Annotated in this window: 13 protein-coding genes; 3 read left to right on the plus strand and 10 right to left on the minus strand. The window is 66.8% G+C overall.

Annotated elements, in window-relative coordinates:
- Positions 1–125: 125 nt before the first annotated feature.
- The 5 genes from ABE483_RS12930 to ABE483_RS12950 all read right to left on the minus strand — a co-directional run bounded on the left by ABE483_RS12930 (position 126) and on the right by ABE483_RS12950 (position 7,720).
- A complete protein-coding gene (locus ABE483_RS12930; protein WP_346481832.1) occupies positions 126–1,556 on the minus strand; it encodes an efflux transporter outer membrane subunit in 1,431 nt (476 codons plus the stop codon).
- Positions 1,550–2,287 (minus strand): SDR family oxidoreductase, encoded by a 738-nt coding sequence (locus ABE483_RS12935; RefSeq protein ID WP_121041922.1) that lies wholly within the window; start codon positions 2,285–2,287, stop codon positions 1,550–1,552. Before ABE483_RS12935 ends, ABE483_RS12930 begins: the two co-directional genes overlap by 7 nt.
- A gap of 25 nt (positions 2,288–2,312) precedes the next feature.
- Positions 2,313–5,483 (minus strand): multidrug efflux RND transporter permease subunit, encoded by a 3,171-nt coding sequence (locus tag ABE483_RS12940; protein WP_346481833.1) that lies wholly within the window; start codon positions 5,481–5,483, stop codon positions 2,313–2,315.
- A gap of 160 nt (positions 5,484–5,643) precedes the next feature.
- The gene (locus ABE483_RS12945; protein WP_313217952.1) at positions 5,644–6,855 is read right to left on the minus strand and encodes an efflux RND transporter periplasmic adaptor subunit; all 1,212 of its coding nucleotides are present in this window, start codon (positions 6,853–6,855) and stop codon (positions 5,644–5,646) included.
- A gap of 91 nt (positions 6,856–6,946) precedes the next feature.
- Entirely contained in the window at positions 6,947–7,720 is a 774-nt protein-coding gene (locus ABE483_RS12950; protein ID WP_313217951.1) for an SDR family oxidoreductase, read from the minus strand.
- 367 nt (positions 7,721–8,087) lie between these two features.
- On the opposite strand from ABE483_RS12950, the gene ABE483_RS12955 reads away from it, so the two are divergent.
- Positions 8,088–9,110 carry a LysR family transcriptional regulator gene (locus ABE483_RS12955; protein WP_121041912.1) on the plus strand — a complete coding sequence of 341 codons (1,023 nt, stop codon included), beginning with the start codon at positions 8,088–8,090 and terminating at the stop codon, positions 9,108–9,110.
- A gap of 236 nt (positions 9,111–9,346) precedes the next feature.
- On the opposite strand, the gene ABE483_RS12960 is transcribed toward ABE483_RS12955, so the two are convergent.
- Together ABE483_RS12960 and ABE483_RS12965 are read right to left on the minus strand one after the other, a co-directional pair.
- Positions 9,347–10,042 carry an OmpA family protein gene (locus tag ABE483_RS12960; protein WP_088432184.1) on the minus strand — a complete coding sequence of 232 codons (696 nt, stop codon included), beginning with the start codon at positions 10,040–10,042 and terminating at the stop codon, positions 9,347–9,349.
- 151 nt (positions 10,043–10,193) lie between these two features.
- Positions 10,194–11,609 (minus strand): deoxyribodipyrimidine photo-lyase, encoded by a 1,416-nt coding sequence (locus ABE483_RS12965; protein ID WP_346481834.1) that lies wholly within the window; start codon positions 11,607–11,609, stop codon positions 10,194–10,196.
- A gap of 187 nt (positions 11,610–11,796) precedes the next feature.
- Here ABE483_RS12965 and ABE483_RS12970 point away from each other — a divergent pair, with 187 nt between their 5' ends.
- Both ABE483_RS12970 and ABE483_RS12975 read left to right on the plus strand, forming a co-directional pair.
- Complete coding sequence (locus ABE483_RS12970; RefSeq protein WP_346464482.1) at positions 11,797–12,426, plus strand: superoxide dismutase; 630 nt, start codon at positions 11,797–11,799, stop codon at positions 12,424–12,426.
- A gap of 31 nt (positions 12,427–12,457) precedes the next feature.
- A complete protein-coding gene (locus ABE483_RS12975) occupies positions 12,458–12,784 on the plus strand; it encodes a tetratricopeptide repeat protein (RefSeq protein ID WP_313217947.1) in 327 nt (108 codons plus the stop codon).
- A 13-nt stretch (positions 12,785–12,797) separates the two neighbouring features.
- Here ABE483_RS12975 and ABE483_RS12980 read toward each other — a convergent pair whose 3' ends face one another.
- The 3 genes from ABE483_RS12980 to ABE483_RS12990 form a co-directional block, all read right to left on the minus strand.
- Positions 12,798–13,037: a hypothetical protein gene (locus tag ABE483_RS12980; RefSeq protein WP_313217945.1), complete on the minus strand. Its 240-nt coding sequence runs from the start codon at positions 13,035–13,037 to the stop codon at positions 12,798–12,800.
- A gap of 79 nt (positions 13,038–13,116) precedes the next feature.
- Positions 13,117–13,752 carry an inorganic diphosphatase gene (locus ABE483_RS12985; protein WP_346481835.1) on the minus strand — a complete coding sequence of 212 codons (636 nt, stop codon included), beginning with the start codon at positions 13,750–13,752 and terminating at the stop codon, positions 13,117–13,119.
- Positions 13,753–13,801: 49 nt separating this feature from the next.
- Positions 13,802–15,151 (minus strand): metallophosphoesterase family protein, encoded by a 1,350-nt coding sequence (locus tag ABE483_RS12990; protein WP_313211543.1) that lies wholly within the window; start codon positions 15,149–15,151, stop codon positions 13,802–13,804.
- Between the last annotated feature and the right edge of the window lie 20 nt (positions 15,152–15,171).

The raw sequence follows: 15,171 nt of genomic DNA on the forward strand, positions 1-15,171 counted from the left end.
ACCGTGCACAGACACCGTGCAGAGGCAAAGCCGTCAATCGCGACGCACTGCGCAGCGGATGTGACGGCTGTTGCCTTTCTTGCTGTCGGGACGGCGCCCTCGCCGCCCCGTGCCCAACGGTGGGGTCAGTGTTGCGTGACCGCCACCGGGGTGTTGGCCGCATCCTGCTGCTGGCCCCAACCCCCCAAGGCCTTGTACACACCGACCACGCTGACGTTGACCGTGGATTCGGCCTCGGCCAGTGCATCGTCCGCGGCCAGCTGGGTGCGTTGCGCATCGAGCAGGGTCAGGAAGTCTTCCGACCCCTCGCGGAAGCGGATCTGCGCCAGTTCCTCTGCGCGCCCCGCCGCCTGGGCCTGCTCGGCGACGATCGCCAGGCGAGCCTGCTGCTTGGCGTACCGCGTCAACGCGTTCTCGGTGTCTTCCAGCGCCAGCAGCACGGCCTTTTCGTACTCGGCGGCAGCACCATCGGCCTGTGCCTTGCTGGCGCGCAGACGGGCTTTGACCGTACCGAAATCGAACGCGGCCCAGCTGATCGACGGCGTCACCGACCATGCCTTGTTGCTGCCGTTGACCAGGCCACTGGCATCACCAGACAGGAACCCGACAAACCCGCTCAGGCTGATCCGCGGGAACAGGTCTGCCGTGGCCACGCCAACCCGTGCGGTCGCCGCGGCCAGCCGACGCTCGGCCACGCGCACATCGGCGCGCTGACGCAGCAGATCGGTGGTGTCACCCAGCGGCAACGCCTTGGCGTACGGCCGCATCTCGCGCGGCTGCAGCAGGCTGTCCAGTGCGTCCGGGCGCTGGCCCAGCAGCACCGCCAGACGATGACGTGACTGCACCTCGGCCACTTCCAGCAGCGGGATGTCGGCCTCGATCGCCTTCAGGCGCGCACGGCTGCTCTGCACGTCCAGCTCGCTGCCGGCGCCCAGTTCCCACCGGGTTTCGGTGAGCTTCTGGGTGTCGCGCAGATTGACCAGGGTGCGCTTGGCCACCGCGATGCGCTTCTGGGTACCGCGCAGTTCGAAGTAGTTGCGGGCCACTTCGGCGGCGACGGTGACCTGTGCATCGGCGAGGTTGTCCTGCTCGGCGCCCAGGTCGGCGCGCGCCGCTTCGGCGGCACGGCGCTGGCGGCCGAACAGATCCAGCTCCCAGCCGGCATCGAAGCCGAGCTGGTAGCTTTCGCTGAAGACACGCTCGCCACCGAGGGTGGCATCCGGCTGCTTGCGACGGTCGTAACTGCCACCACTGGTGACGTGCGGCAACTGGTCCAGGCGCTGCTCGACGAACACCGCGCGGGCCTCACGCACGCGCGACATCGCGATGCGCAGGTCCAGGTTGGTGCCCAGTGCTTCATGCACCAGCTGCTCCAGCACCGGGTCATCGAACTGGGCCCACCAGCTCGCCACCGGCGAGGTGGTGGTGAACACCGGCGCGGCGGCGCCCTGCAGGCTCACCGGCTCGGCCGGCGGCGCCTGGTAGTTGGGGCCGACGCTGACGCAGCCGGCCAGCAGCGCGCTGGTCACGGCCACGGTCAACAGACGGATCACCATGGCAGCACCTCGCCGAGGTAGGTGAAGCTGCCGTTCGGGCCGTCGGCATCGATCAGTGCCATGCCGACGCTGGAACGCGCACCTTCGCTGATTTCGATCTCACCTTCGCCACCGTTCATGTCGGTTTTGACGTAGCCCGGATGCACGGTGTTGACCTTCGTGGTGCTCTCGCGCAGCTCATAGGCCAGCTGCACGGTCCACGCATTTACCGCGCTCTTGGAGGCGTTGTAGGCCGGCACCGCGAAGCCATAGATCGGCGAGCCCGGCTGGCTGTGCAGGGTCAGCGAGCCCAGGATGCTGGACACGTTGACGATGCGGCCGGCCGGCGAGGCATTGAGCAGCGGCAGGAACGCCTGGGTGACGGCGATCACCGCGAACACGTTGGTGTCGAAAGTATCGCGCCAGGTCTGCAGGGTCTGCGCCGAGGGGGCCAGTTTGATGTCATCGAGCAGGATGCCGGCGTTGTTGACCAGGATGTCCAGGCGGCCGTGACGCTCGGTCACGGTCTGCACGGCGGCGGCGATGCTGGCGGCATCACCGACGTCCAGCTGGATCGCCTCCACCGGCAGGCCCTCGGCCTGCAGCTTCAGTGCCTCGGCCACGGCGACGTCGCGCTTGCGCCCGGCCAGCAGCGTATGCACGCCGGCCTGAGCCAGCTGACGGACGGTTTCCAGGCCGATGCCGCGGGTGGCACCGGTGACCAGGGCGATCTTTTGGGTAGCGGTATTCATAGGAAAAACCTCGCGGGGGAAGGAATCAGTGGTGGATGGTCGGTTCGCCGTGGGTCACCAGCTGCCCGCCACCATTACGGCTGACGAACTTGCGCAGGGCCACGTAGAACACCGGGGTCAGGAACAGGCCGAACAGGGTGACGCCCAGCATGCCGGCGAACACCGTGATACCGGTCACCGAGCGGACTTCCGCACCGGCGCCATGCGAGATCACCAGCGGGATGGTGCCGGCGATGAACGCGATGGAGGTCATCACGATCGGGCGCAGACGCAGGCGGCATGCTTCCAGTGCAGCCTCCACGATGCCCTTGCCGCCCATTTCAAGTTCGCGGGCAAACTCGACGATCAGGATGGCGTTCTTGCATGCCAGGCCCATCAGCACCACCAAGCCGACCTGCACGAACACGTTGTTGTCACCGCCCGTCATCCATACGCCGAACAACGCAGACAGCAGGGTCATGGGGACAATCAGGATCACCGCCAGCGGCAGCGACCAGCTTTCATACAGCGCGGCCAGCACCAGGAACGCCAGCAGGATCGCCACCGGGAACACGATGAAGGCGGCCTTGCCCTGGGTGGCCTGCTGGTAGCTCAGGTCGGTCCACTCGGTCTGCATGCCCACCGGCAGCACCTGCCCGGCAATCTCGGTCAGCTTGGCCATGGCCTCGGCCGAGGACAGCATGCGCGGGTCGGCTTCGCCGGCCAGATCGGCCGCCGGGTAGCCGTTGAAGCGCAGCACCGGGTCCGGACCGTAGGTTTCCTTCACGGTGACCATCGAGCCGATCGGCACCATCTCGCCACGGTTGTTGCGGGTGCGCAGGCGACCGATGTCTTCCACGCTGTCACGGAACTGGCCGTCGGCCTGGGCGATCACCTGCCAGGTACGACCGAACTGGTTGAAGTCATTTACATACGACGAGCCCAGGTAGGTCTGCAGGGTGTCGAACAACTCGGTCAGTTCCACGCCCTGGGCCTTGGCCTTGACGCGGTCCACTTCGGCATCCAGCTGCGGCACGTTGGCCTGGTAGCTGGTGATCGGGAACGCCATGCCCGGGGTCTGCGCGACGGCACCCTGCATCGTGCTCACCGCGGTCTGCAGTGCGCCGTAACCGAGGTTGCTACGGTCCTGGATGAACATCTGGTAGCCGTTGCCGTTACCCAGGCCGAGGATCGGCGGCGGCATCATGGAGAACGCGAAGCCCTCCTGCAGCCCGGCGATCTTGGCGTTGATCTCGGCATTGATCTGCGCGGCGGTGCGGCCCTTGCGCTCACTGAACGGCTTGAGCGGAACGAAGGCCACACCGGTGTTGGGCGTGTTGGTGAACTGCAGCGCGTTCAGACCCGGGAACTGGATCGTGTGCGCCACGCCATCGGTGTTGCGCGCGATCTCGGCGACCTTGGCCAGCATGGCGTCGGTACGTGCGATCGAGGAGCCTTCCGGCAGCTTCACACCGGCGATCAGGTACAGCTTGTCCTGGGTCGGGATGAAGCCGGCCGGCACCGCCTTGAACATCAGGCCGGTGGCCAGCAGCAGGCCGGCATAGACCACGAACACCAGGCCGCGGCGGCCCAGCAGGCGGCCGACCGAACCGTGGTATTTCTCCGAACTGGTCTTGAAGAAGCGGTTGAACGGACGGAAGATCCAGCCGAACAGACGATCGATCAGACGGGTCAGGCCATCCTTGGGTGCACCGTGCGGCTTGAGCAGACGTGCGGCCAGGGCCGGCGACAGGGTCAGCGAGTTGATCGCCGAGATCACGGTCGAGATCGCGATGGTGACGGCGAACTGCTTGTAGAACGCACCGGTCACGCCCGACAGGAACGCCATCGGCACGAACACGGCACACAGCACCAGCGCGATCGCCACGATCGGCCCGGACACTTCACGCATCGCCTGGTGTGCCGCGGCCAGCGGGGTCAGGCCTTCTTCAATGTTGCGCTCGACGTTCTCCACCACCACGATCGCGTCATCGACCACGATGCCGATCGCCAGCACCAGCCCGAACAGGGTCAAGGTGTTGATCGAGAAGCCCAGCACGTACAGCGCCGCGAACGTACCCACGATGGACACCGGCACGGCGATCAACGGAATGATCGAGGCGCGCCAGGTCTGCAGGAACAGGATCACCACCAGCACCACCAGCGCGATGGCTTCCAGCAGCGTGGAGACCACGGCCTTGACCGAGTCACGCACGAAGATGGTGGTGTCGTACACCGCTTCGTACTTCACGCCGGCCGGGAACTGCTTGGTCAGCTCATCCATGGTGTGGATGACCGAGTCACGGATCTCCAGCGCATTCGCACCCGGGGCCTGGAAGATACCGATACCGACCGCGTTCTTGCCGTCCAGCTGCGAGCGCAGCGTGTAGTCACCGGCACCCAGTTCCAGGCGGGCGACATCGGACAGGCGGACCACTTCACCGTCGTCACCGGCCTTGAGCACGATGTCGCGGAATTCCTGCTCGCTGCGCAGGCGACCCTGGGCGTTGATCAGGGTCAGGAAGTCGCTGCTCGGCATCGGCTCGGCGCCGAGCTGGCCGGCCGAGACCTGCACGTTCTGCTCGCGCATCGCACGCACCACGTCGCTGGCGGTCAGGCCGCGCGCGGCGATCTTGTCCGGGTCCAGCCACGCACGCATGGCGTAGTCACCGCCGCCGAACATCTGCGCATCACCGACGCCCTGCAGGCGTGCCAAGGCATCCTTGACGTGCAGGCGGGCGTAGTTGCGCAGGTACAGCGAGTCGTACTTGCCGTCCGGCGAGGTCAGGTGGACCACCATCAGGAAGGTCGGCGACTGCTTCTGGGTGGAGACACCCTGGCGGCGCACGTCCTCGGGCAGGCGCGCCTGCGCCTGGGCGACGCGGTTCTGCACCTTGACCGCGGCTTCGTCCGGATCGGTACCCGGGCGGAAGGTCACCGTCATCTGCAGCACGCCGTCCGAGCCGGCGACGGACTTGATGTACATCATGTCCTCGACGCCGTTGATCGCTTCTTCCAGTGGCGTGGCCACCGTTTCAGCGATCACTTTGGGGTTGGCGCCCGGGTACACCGTGCGCACCACCACCGAGGGCGGCACCACTTCGGGGTACTCGCTGATCGGCAGCATCGGGATCGCGATCAGGCCAGCGGCGAAGATCACGATCGACAGCACCGCCGCGAAGATCGGCCTGTCAATGAAAAAACGGGAAAAGTCCATGGGTGGATTCCTGGGGTTTCACCAGCGCCGGCGTGCACGACCCCGGCCGCTGTCGCAGGCGACAGCGGTGGCGGGTTCCCCTGCACGGGGCGATGGCAGTCACGGTAGAGCCGACCGTTGGTCGGCTGCTATGTAGAACCGACGGTCAGTCGGCTGCCCTTCAATTCTTTGCAACAGCCGGCGCGGCTACCGGTGCGGCAACCGGCTGCATCGCAACGGCCTTGGCCTGGACCGGCATGCCCGGCATGAAGACTTTCTGCACGCCATCGATGATCACGCGGTCTCCGGCCTTCAGGCCCTGCTCGACGATGCGCAGGCCGTCGGCGGTGCGGCCGAGTTCAATATCGCGGCGCTGTGCCTTGTTGTCCTTGTCGACCACGTAGACGAACTTGCGGTCCTGGTCGGTCAGCACGGCCTTGTCATCGATCAGCATGGCCTGGAACTGGCCGCTGCCCAGCAGCTGCACGCGGGCGAACAGGCCCGGGGTGAAGGCGCGGTCGGCGTTGTCCAGCAGCGCGCGGACCCGGATGGTGCCGGTGCTGCGGGTCACCTGGTTGTCCAGGAAGTCGACCTTGCCTTCATGCGGGTAGCCGGTCTCGCCGGACAGGCCGACCTTCACCGGCAGTTCGCTGTCGCGCTCGCTCGGGCGTTCACCCTTGCGCGCCATCTGGGCGTAACGCAGGAAGGTGCCTTCATCGGCATCGAAGTACACATGGACCTTGTCCAGCGAGACCAGCGTGGTCAGCACGCTGGCGCTGTCGCCGGCGGTGACGAGGTTGCCTGCGGTCACCATCGCGCGACCGGCGCGGCCGTTGATCGGCGCGCGCACCTGGGTGAACTCCATGTTCAAGCGCGCCGCATCGACGGCAGCCTGAGCGGCCTGCACCTGCGCCAGGGCCTGCTCGGACACCGCACGGCGCTGTTCCCAGGTCTCGGTGGAGATGGCCTGCTGGTCGGACAGGCGCCGGGCACGGTCGGCTTCGCTGCGGCTCACCTGGGCCTGGGTGCGCGCGCGGTTGAGCTCGGCGGTGGCGCGATCCAGCTCGGCGCGGTAGCTGCGCGCGTCGATGGTGAACAGCACATCGCCCTTCTTGACCTCCTGGCCTTCGACATAGTTGACCTTGTCGATGTAGCCGGAGACGCGCGGGCGCAGTTCAACGCTTTCGACCGCTTCGACGCGGCCACTGAAGTCGTCCCACTGGCTGACCTGCTTGACCAGTACCGGGGCGGCACTGACCGAGGGCGGCGGCGGCATGCCGGCTTCTTCAGCGTGGCTGCCACTGCAGGCGGTCAACACCGCGGCGGCGAGGATGGAAACGCCGGCCATGGTCAGCCGTCGGGTGAAACGATGCGGGGAGGAGTTGGAAGTCATGTCATGCATCCGTACGTAGGGGTGGTGATACAGAATCGAAAACGTGGGGCGACGTGGGGGGCGTAGCCTGGGACCTGAACCTTGGTAGAGGTCAAGCCGTGCCGACCGTGTCGCGCGACATCGGCGGGGGGCGGTCCAGGTGCAGCAGCCCGCGCGGCAGTTCGGCATCGCGTGCATCGCAGCGCACGATGGCGCGGTTGTCGGTGCAGTTGTCGAGCAGCGAGACCACACGACGGCCGACGAGCAGCGCGCTCGGCCATTCGATGCAGGCTTTGGCCGCATTGGCCGGGGTGCACACCGGATCGCACACTTCCAGCATCTGCGCGCGCACGCCCAGTGCCTGGGCTTCCTGGTGCAGCACCTGCGCGTACATGCGCGTGGCGGACATGGTGATGGAGGACTCACCGTGCCCGGCCCACGGCTTGAAGCCGGCCGGCCCGCCGACCAGCACGTAGCGCCGCACCTGGGCGCCACCGCGCACCAGCGGCAGCAGATGGCGGCCGGCATGCACGTGCGGCATCACGTCGGCCAGCAGCGCCTGCAACAGCGCATCGCCGCTGCGGTCGGTCACCCGCCCACGGTTGTACGGCCCGCCCATCGCATCCACCACGGCCGCCAGCGCGCGGGGACGCCCGCCGACGCGCTCGGCCACGGTGCGCGCCGAGGCGTCGTCGCCCAGCGAACCGAGCAGGACTTCCAGCCCCGGCTCATCGGCGAACTGCTCCTGCAGCGCGGCCAGCCGGCCGGGGTCGCGGCCGACCACCAACACGGGGCTGCCGGCCTCCAGCAAGGCCGCCACGATCCCCTGGCCCACGCTGCCGGTGCCACCGAGCACCAGCACCTCGGGGGCCAATGTCCCATTCATGGGACTTTCACTCCCGTCGCCGGGATAATCCCAATTCGACCCAGTCGGTCGCCATTGCGCGAGCCCAGCCGGAAGCTGCCGCCGCGCTGCATGTTGGCAGGCGGGGTAAACTCCCGAAAAGCCTTGCGGGACAAGGAGCCCGGACGGACTTCCACGGTCATCGCGAGGTCCAGCGGGGCGTTGGGGCCGCTACGCAGGCGGCCAAGAATGTTCCGCAACCACATGGTTGTCGTCCTTCATATCTGGAATGGCGCCAGATTAGTCCTCAAACTCCCCCTTGATTAGTCCGGATTTAGGGGAATAATCATCCCGTGCCCGGCACAATCATTTGCGGCACTCTTCCCCTCCCCCGACTTTGGATCCCGTCATGGCCCACGATCTCAACGACACGCTGATCTTCGTCAAAGTGGTCGAGCAAGGCAGTTTCATCGCCGCCGCCACGGCACTGGGGCTCCCCAAGACGACGGTGAGCCGCAAAGTGCAGGAACTGGAAACGCGTCTCGGCGCACGCCTGCTGCACCGGACCACCCGCCGCCTCGGCCTCACCGAGGCCGGCTCGGTCTATCACGAGCATTGCCAGCGCATCGCACGCGAGCTGGAAGAAGCCGAAGGTGCGGTCAACCAGCTGCAGTCCGGCCCGCGCGGCTGGCTGCGCTTCACCGTGCCCTACTCGATCGGCATCACATGGATCGCGCCGCTGCTCGGCCAGTTCCATGCGCAGTACCCGGAAATCCAGCTGGACATGCATCTGGGCAACGAGAAGCTCGACCTGATCGCCGGTGAAGCGGATCTGGCACTGCGCGTGGGCACCCTGCCCGACTCCAACCTGGTCGCGCGCAAGCTTGGCAGCCTGCGCACGCAGGTATTCGCCAGCCCGGCCTATATCGAACGCTACGGCGAGCCGCTGCATCCGGATGAGCTGCAGTTCCACCGCATCCTGGCCATGCGCAAAGCGCGCAACCTCAACAACAACCGCTTCTTCTGGCAACTGGGCGAGAACGGGGGCGAGCTGCTCGATTTCCCGGTCAATCCGCTGCTGGTGGCCAATGATCCGTCGGCGTTGAACGGTGCACTGGTGTGCGGCGAAGGGTTGCTGTTGACCGGTGACGTGATGGCCAAGCCATTCGTTGAATCCGGGATGGTGCGCCGCGTGCTGGCCGGCTGGACCGGGCCGGAAGTGGACTTCAACGCGGTGTTCGCCGGCGGCCGGCTGGTCTCGCCGAAGGTGCGCGCGTTCGTCGATTTCCTGGTCGAGAAGATGAACTTCGATGCCAACTACATGCTCGCGCAATGCCCGGCGGCGAAGCTGGCCAAGCAGCAGCAGACCCAGGTGGAAACGGAGCTGCAGGCGGCCGGGAAGCGGATTCTGGAGACGGTGACCGCGGGGTAATGCTGCTTCATCAGCGCAGTGCCGTATGAACGACAACGCCGCCCTTGGGCGGTGCGGTCGTGTGGGCGGTGCGGTCGTGTGGGCGGTGCGGTCGTGTGGGTGTGCGAGCGGACGGAGTTGTTCCGGGCGTACCGGCCAACGGCCGGTACCTACAAAAAATGCCGCCTGTAAGGGCGGCATTTTTGTGTTGCGAGCCTGCGGGTCGCAACACGCAATAACAGCGCGCTGGCGCGCTGTTATTGCTGCAACGGAATCACACGGATCTCGACACGGCGGTTCTGCGCGCGGCCGGCATCGGTGTTGTTGTCGGCAATCGGGTAGGCCTTGCCGGCACCGAGGGTTTCGATGCGGGCACGCTGCACACCCTGGCCGGCCAGATAGGCGGCGACCGAGTCGGCGCGTTCCTTGGACAGGCGATTGTTGACCGCATCGCTGCCGATGCTGTCGGTGTGGCCGACGACTTCGATCATGGTCTGGTTGTACTCGGCCAGCGTGCTGGCCACGCCGTTGAGCGAGCTGTAGAACTGCGGCTTCAGCGTGGACTTGCCGAAATCGAAGGTGATGCCGTCCGGCAGGTTCAGGACCAGGTTGTCGCCATTACGGGAGACGTCGATACCGGTGTTGGCGGTACGCTCGCGCAGGGCGCGTTCCTGGCGGTCCTGGTACTGGCCGACGGCCGCGCCGCTGAGTGCGCCGATACCGGCACCGATCATGGCGTGCTGGCGGCGCTCGGTCGCGCTGTTGCCGCTGAGCAGGCCTGCAGCGACGCCGACGGCGGTACCGATCAGCGCATTGCGGCCGGTGCGGTTCTGCTGTTCAACGGGGTTGCCGTACTGGTCACTCTGTACGTAGGAGCCACCGGTGGCGCAGGCCGTCAGGGCGGCAGCGGTCATCAGGGCCAGGGCCACGTTGCGGGTTGCGGGTCGAATCATGAGGTTTCTCCTTGGTTACCGGACGCCGCCGGCGTGCGGGGCGTGAAGAGCATAAACAGCCGAACGCGATGCCGGCATGATGAATGACACGCCCGGCAGCTCCCTGTTCAGGTAAACGGTTACGTCGCAAGCGACTGATCCGGCAGACCCGTCAGGTCCCGCCGGTATGCCGGTACGCTGCCAATGCGGCATCCCGGCCCTCGCTCAGATCCACCAGCGGCAGGGTCGGATAGCCCGGCGCGAGCTCGGCCAGCAGCTGCGGCGATTGCCACGGGGCGAAGCGCGCCTTCACCGGTAGTGCCGCCAGTTCGGGTACCCAGCGCGTGATGTAGCGTGCCTGCGGATCGAACTTCTGCGACTGCGTCACCGGATTGAAAATCCGGAAGTAAGGCGCCGCGTCCGCACCCGTGCCGGCAACCCATTGCCACCCCATGGTGTTGTTGGCCAGATCCGCGTCGACCAGGGTGTCCCAGAACCAGCGCGCGCCTTCGCGCCAATGCTGGCGCATGTGCTTGCACAGGTAGCTGGCGACGATCATGCGCACGCGGTTGTGCATGTAGCCGGTGGCCCACAGCTCACGCATCCCCGCATCCACGATCGGGATGCCGGTGCGGCCCTGCTGCCACGCACGCAGCGCGTCGGCATCGGGCTTGGCCCAGTCGAACTGATCGAAGCGCGGGTTGAGGTTGTGATCCGGGGTCTGCGGGAAGTGATGCAGCAGGTGATACGAAAACTCGCGCCAGCCCAACTCGCGGATGTAGCCGTCGATGTCGGCATCGCGACTGGCGCTGCGCTCGGCCTGCAGACGACGCGCGATCTGCCACGGTGCGATCTCGCCGAAATGCAGATGCGGCGACAGCATCGAGGTGCCGACCCGGTCCGGCAGATCACGCTGCTCGCGATAACCGTTGAGCGCACCGTCGATGAAGACGCCCAGCGCCTCGTGCGCGCCCGCCTCGCCCGGTTGCCAGTGGTCCCAGAACTGCCGATCCCACGGAATCGACGGCGCCAGGCCGAGCGCGTCGAGGCTCTCGCCGCTCGCGGTGTGCGCAGGCAGCCGGTCCGGCAAGCGTGTGGGTGCCGACAGCTGCAGACGGGTCAACGCATTGCGCCAGAACGGGGTGAACACCTTGTACGGCCCGCCCTGCTGGGTCGCTACGTCCCACGGTTCGAACATCAGGCTGCCGTTGTGGCTTTCGGCCTCGATGCCCAGCTCGCGGAGGTCCCGCTTGATCTTCGCATCGCGTGGCTGCGTGGCTGGCTCGTACTTTCGGTTCCAGTACACCGCGACAGCATCGGTCTGCTCGATCAGCTGCTGCAGCTGTGCCTGGCTGTCGCCCTGGCGCAGCACCAGCGCCGAGCCGCGTGCGCGGAGGTCGGCGTCCAGCGCCGCCAGCGAACGATGCAGCCACGTGTCCGACGCACCACCCGGGGCCCAGTCACCCTCCTCCTGCGGCGCATGGATGTAGACCGGCACCGGCACGTGGCCCGCGTCCAAGGCGGCCTGCAGGGCCGGGTTGTCCTGCAACCGCAGATCACGACGAAACCACACCAGCGCTACCGACACGAGACTACCCCGGAAGATTGTTGAGGCAATGATAGCCAGTGCAGGTGAAGGACAGGCAGCGGTTACGCGTGGGTGGTCCGTACTGTTCCACTCCGCCGCGCTTGACCTCAATCGTGCTTGAGGTTCTATCGTGGCATCACCGTGCTGCGTGCCGGCACCACCCTCACCTGCTCTTCCGGAGATAACCATGGCTTACACCCTCCCCGCCCTGCCCTATGCCTACGACGCACTCGAGCCGCACTTCGATGCACGCACGATGGAAATCCATCATGCCAAGCACCACCAGACCTACATCACCAACCTCAATGTCGCGCTCGCCGATGCCGGGGTCCAGAGCACGGATATCGATGCACTGATCGCCGATATCGGCTCTCTGCCCGAGGGGGTGCGCAACGCCGTCCGCAACAACGGCGGCGGGCATGCCAATCACAGCCTGTTCTGGACGGTGCTGACCGCCAGCAGCGGCCAGCCGGACGGCACTGTTGCGGCCGCCATCGAGCGCGACCTCGGCGGCTACGCCGCGTTCAAGGACGCCTTCACCAAGGCTGCGCAGACCCGTTTCGGCAGTGGCTGGGCGTGGTTGACGTTGAGCCGTGATGGCACGTTGCGGGTGGAGAGCAGCCCGAACCAGGACAACCCGTTGATGGGCGAGTTCGCCGGCCTTTCCGGCGGCACGCCGATCCTGGGGCTGGATGTGTGGGAACACGCCTACTACCTCAACTACCAGAACCGCCGCCCGGACTACATCGCCGCCTTCTTCGAACTGATCGACTGGGCCGAAGTGGCGCGCCGTTACCAGGCGGCCGGCGGCCGTTGATGGGCGCCGGTACTACACGGTAGACGCATCGATGGATATCCCCGCACTGCAACGCCTGCTCGAGCGTGGACGCGACAGCGCTCTGCTCCGCTTCGGCCTGGGCAAGGCCCTGCTCGACGCGGGCGACAGCGCGGAGGCGGTCATCCATCTGCAGCGCTGTGTCGCACAGGATCCGCGCTACTCGGCGGGCTGGAAATGGCTGGGTAAGGCACATCTGGCGGCCGGCGATACGGACGCGGCAGCACAGGCGTGGCGGGAAGGCAGTGCTGTCGCCGAGACCAACGGCGACAAGCAGGCGGTCAAGGAGATGGCCGTGTTCCTGCGGCGGCTGCAGAAGACAGACGCGGGCCGGGCGTGATCGCCCGGCACCGCTACCAGAGCAGGCCGTTGTTGTAGAGTGCGATCAGGGCCCACACCAAAGCGATCACCGCGAAGCCGGTGAAATAGGTCCAGTTCTGGTGTGCGGCCGTCCAATCGTCTTTTCCAAAGCGGCCGCCGCTGAAAGCGAACAGCGCGACACGCCCGATACCGAACACCAGAATCTGCACGATGAAGCCGACCACGATCCAGTGGATCACGGTCAGTACGCCGCGCTTGATCTCCTCTTCCATGTGCTGCCGCCCACTCCGTTGAAAAGCCTGACATCGACGATGCGCAGGCGACCAACACTGAGCATAGCGGACGAAAAAATCAATCGCCTTTCGCGCGCCGCTGCTGCGCATCGAAGCGCTGCATGGAGGTACGAATCAGCGCCTTGGCCTCGGCGGCATTGCCCCAACCGTTGAGCTGGACCGGATTGCGGCCGGCCGGCAGGTCTTTGTAAACCCGGAAGAAGGCTTCGATGCGCTGCCGTTCGATCAGCGGCAGATCATTCAGATCGCGGATGTTGGCGTAGGTCGGGTCGATCTTGTCGGTCGGCACGCCGATCACTTTCTCATCCTGCTCCCCGTCATCGACCATCTTCAGGAAGCCGATCGGACGGAACCGTACGATCACGCCGGGATGCAACGGCTCGCGGGTCAGCACCAGTGCGTCGAGCGGGTCGTTGTCGCCGGCCAGGGTGCGCGGCATCGAGCCGTAGTTGGCCGGGTACGCCACCGGCATCGACTGGAAGCGGTCCACGTGGACCAGACCGTCCTCCTTGATCTCGTACTTGGTGAAGCTGCCGGCCGGTATCTCCACGGCCAGATGCACTTCGTCCGGCGCGTTCTTCGGCTGCGCGGCGAGGAAGGGGTGCAGGACGGCGTTGCCGGCGACGCTGGCACCGGCGAGCAGCAGCAGCGAGGCGGCCAATACGGCCAGCCCGAGGGAACGGCGATGGATCATCTCAGTCTCCACGAATGGCCGGGCGCGCAGCAGCGGCCCAGCCGGTCGGTCATTCCCAGCAACGGTCGGCGCGGCCCTTCAGGGTCTGGGCGCGCGTGCAGTCACGGGGGGCGATGCGTCCCTGCGTCAGTTCGGCTTTCTGTTTGCGGCCATCGGTGCCGCGTGTCAACTCGAAGCCGTCGTACAGGCGGCCGGTGACGGTGCGCGCCTCGTAACGCAGGTGGCTGGGATCGATCTTCAGCACCTGGAACAGCTGCGTGTCCTCGCCGACCGGCGCCATGGTGGCGCGGGCCTCATCGGACAGCCGGTACTGCTTCGGCCCGGCCACGGTGACCACGAACTGTGGCGTCGCGCCCTGGCCTTCGCCACGGCGGCCGTAGGTGTGGTCGTGGCCCTGCAGGACCAGATCGACCTGGTGGCGGCGCACCACCGGCAGCAGCACATCGCGCAGTTCGGTGTTCTCGCGGCCCTCGCGCGGGGAATAGAACGGCTGGTGCAGCAGCACGATGCTCCACGGGTGCGGATTCTCCGCCAGCACGGTGTCCAGCCAGGCGGCCTGCGCCTTGGCGGTGCCCAGATCGAGCGCGGAGGTGCCGTCGAGCACGGCGATGCGCACGCCCTGGTAGTCGAACCAGTAGGTGCTGGTATCCGCGGCGTCCACACCATTACGCGGCAGTGCGAACGTCACCGGCCAATGGCGGCCGAGCACGCGACGCTCCTGCGGGGTGTCTTCAAACTCCTCGAAGTACTCGTGGTTGCCGATCGCCGGGGCCACGGCGGTCTCCTGCGGCAGCCAGCCGGCAGCGGCGAACCACTCGCCCCACTCGCTGTCGTCCTGCCCGTCGCCCCCGCTGACCAGGTCACCGGCGAACAGGCTCAGGCGCGCGTCCGGGGCGGCCTTGATGCCGGCCCGCATCACCCGCGAGACGTGGCTGAGGTTCTTGTTCTGGGTATCACCGAAGTACAACAACGTGAGCGGCTGCTCGGCACGGCCGGCGGTGCGCAGCTGGTTCCATGCACTCCAGGTGTTCTGACCCTGCACGCGCCACAGGTAAAGCGTATCCGGCTGCAGGCCGGTGATGTCGGCACGGTGATGATGGGACGCGCCCAGTTCGGTGGTCAGCGCCTGCGTGGTGGCGGTGATCCGGGTCGGCGTGCCCACATCCGGCGAGTCGCCGGCGGCGACCCACTCCAGCACCGGCGCCTTGACCGAGGTGTCGGTGCGCCACGCAACCGAGAAGCCGCGTGCGGCGTCCTGCGCCGGCGAGGCGACCAGGCGGTCCGGGAAGCCGGTCGCCGCGTAGTGGCGGTTGCCGGCCGGCACCTGGGTGTTGGGCTCGGCACCGGTCTCGGGGCCCTTCTTTGCCGAGGCGCTGCCACTGCACAGCAGCAGCGCCATCGTCAGCGCGGTCAGGGCGG

It is taken from the genome of Stenotrophomonas sp. TWI602 (assembly GCF_039674045.1).
GTDB lineage: Bacteria > Pseudomonadota > Gammaproteobacteria > Xanthomonadales > Xanthomonadaceae > Stenotrophomonas.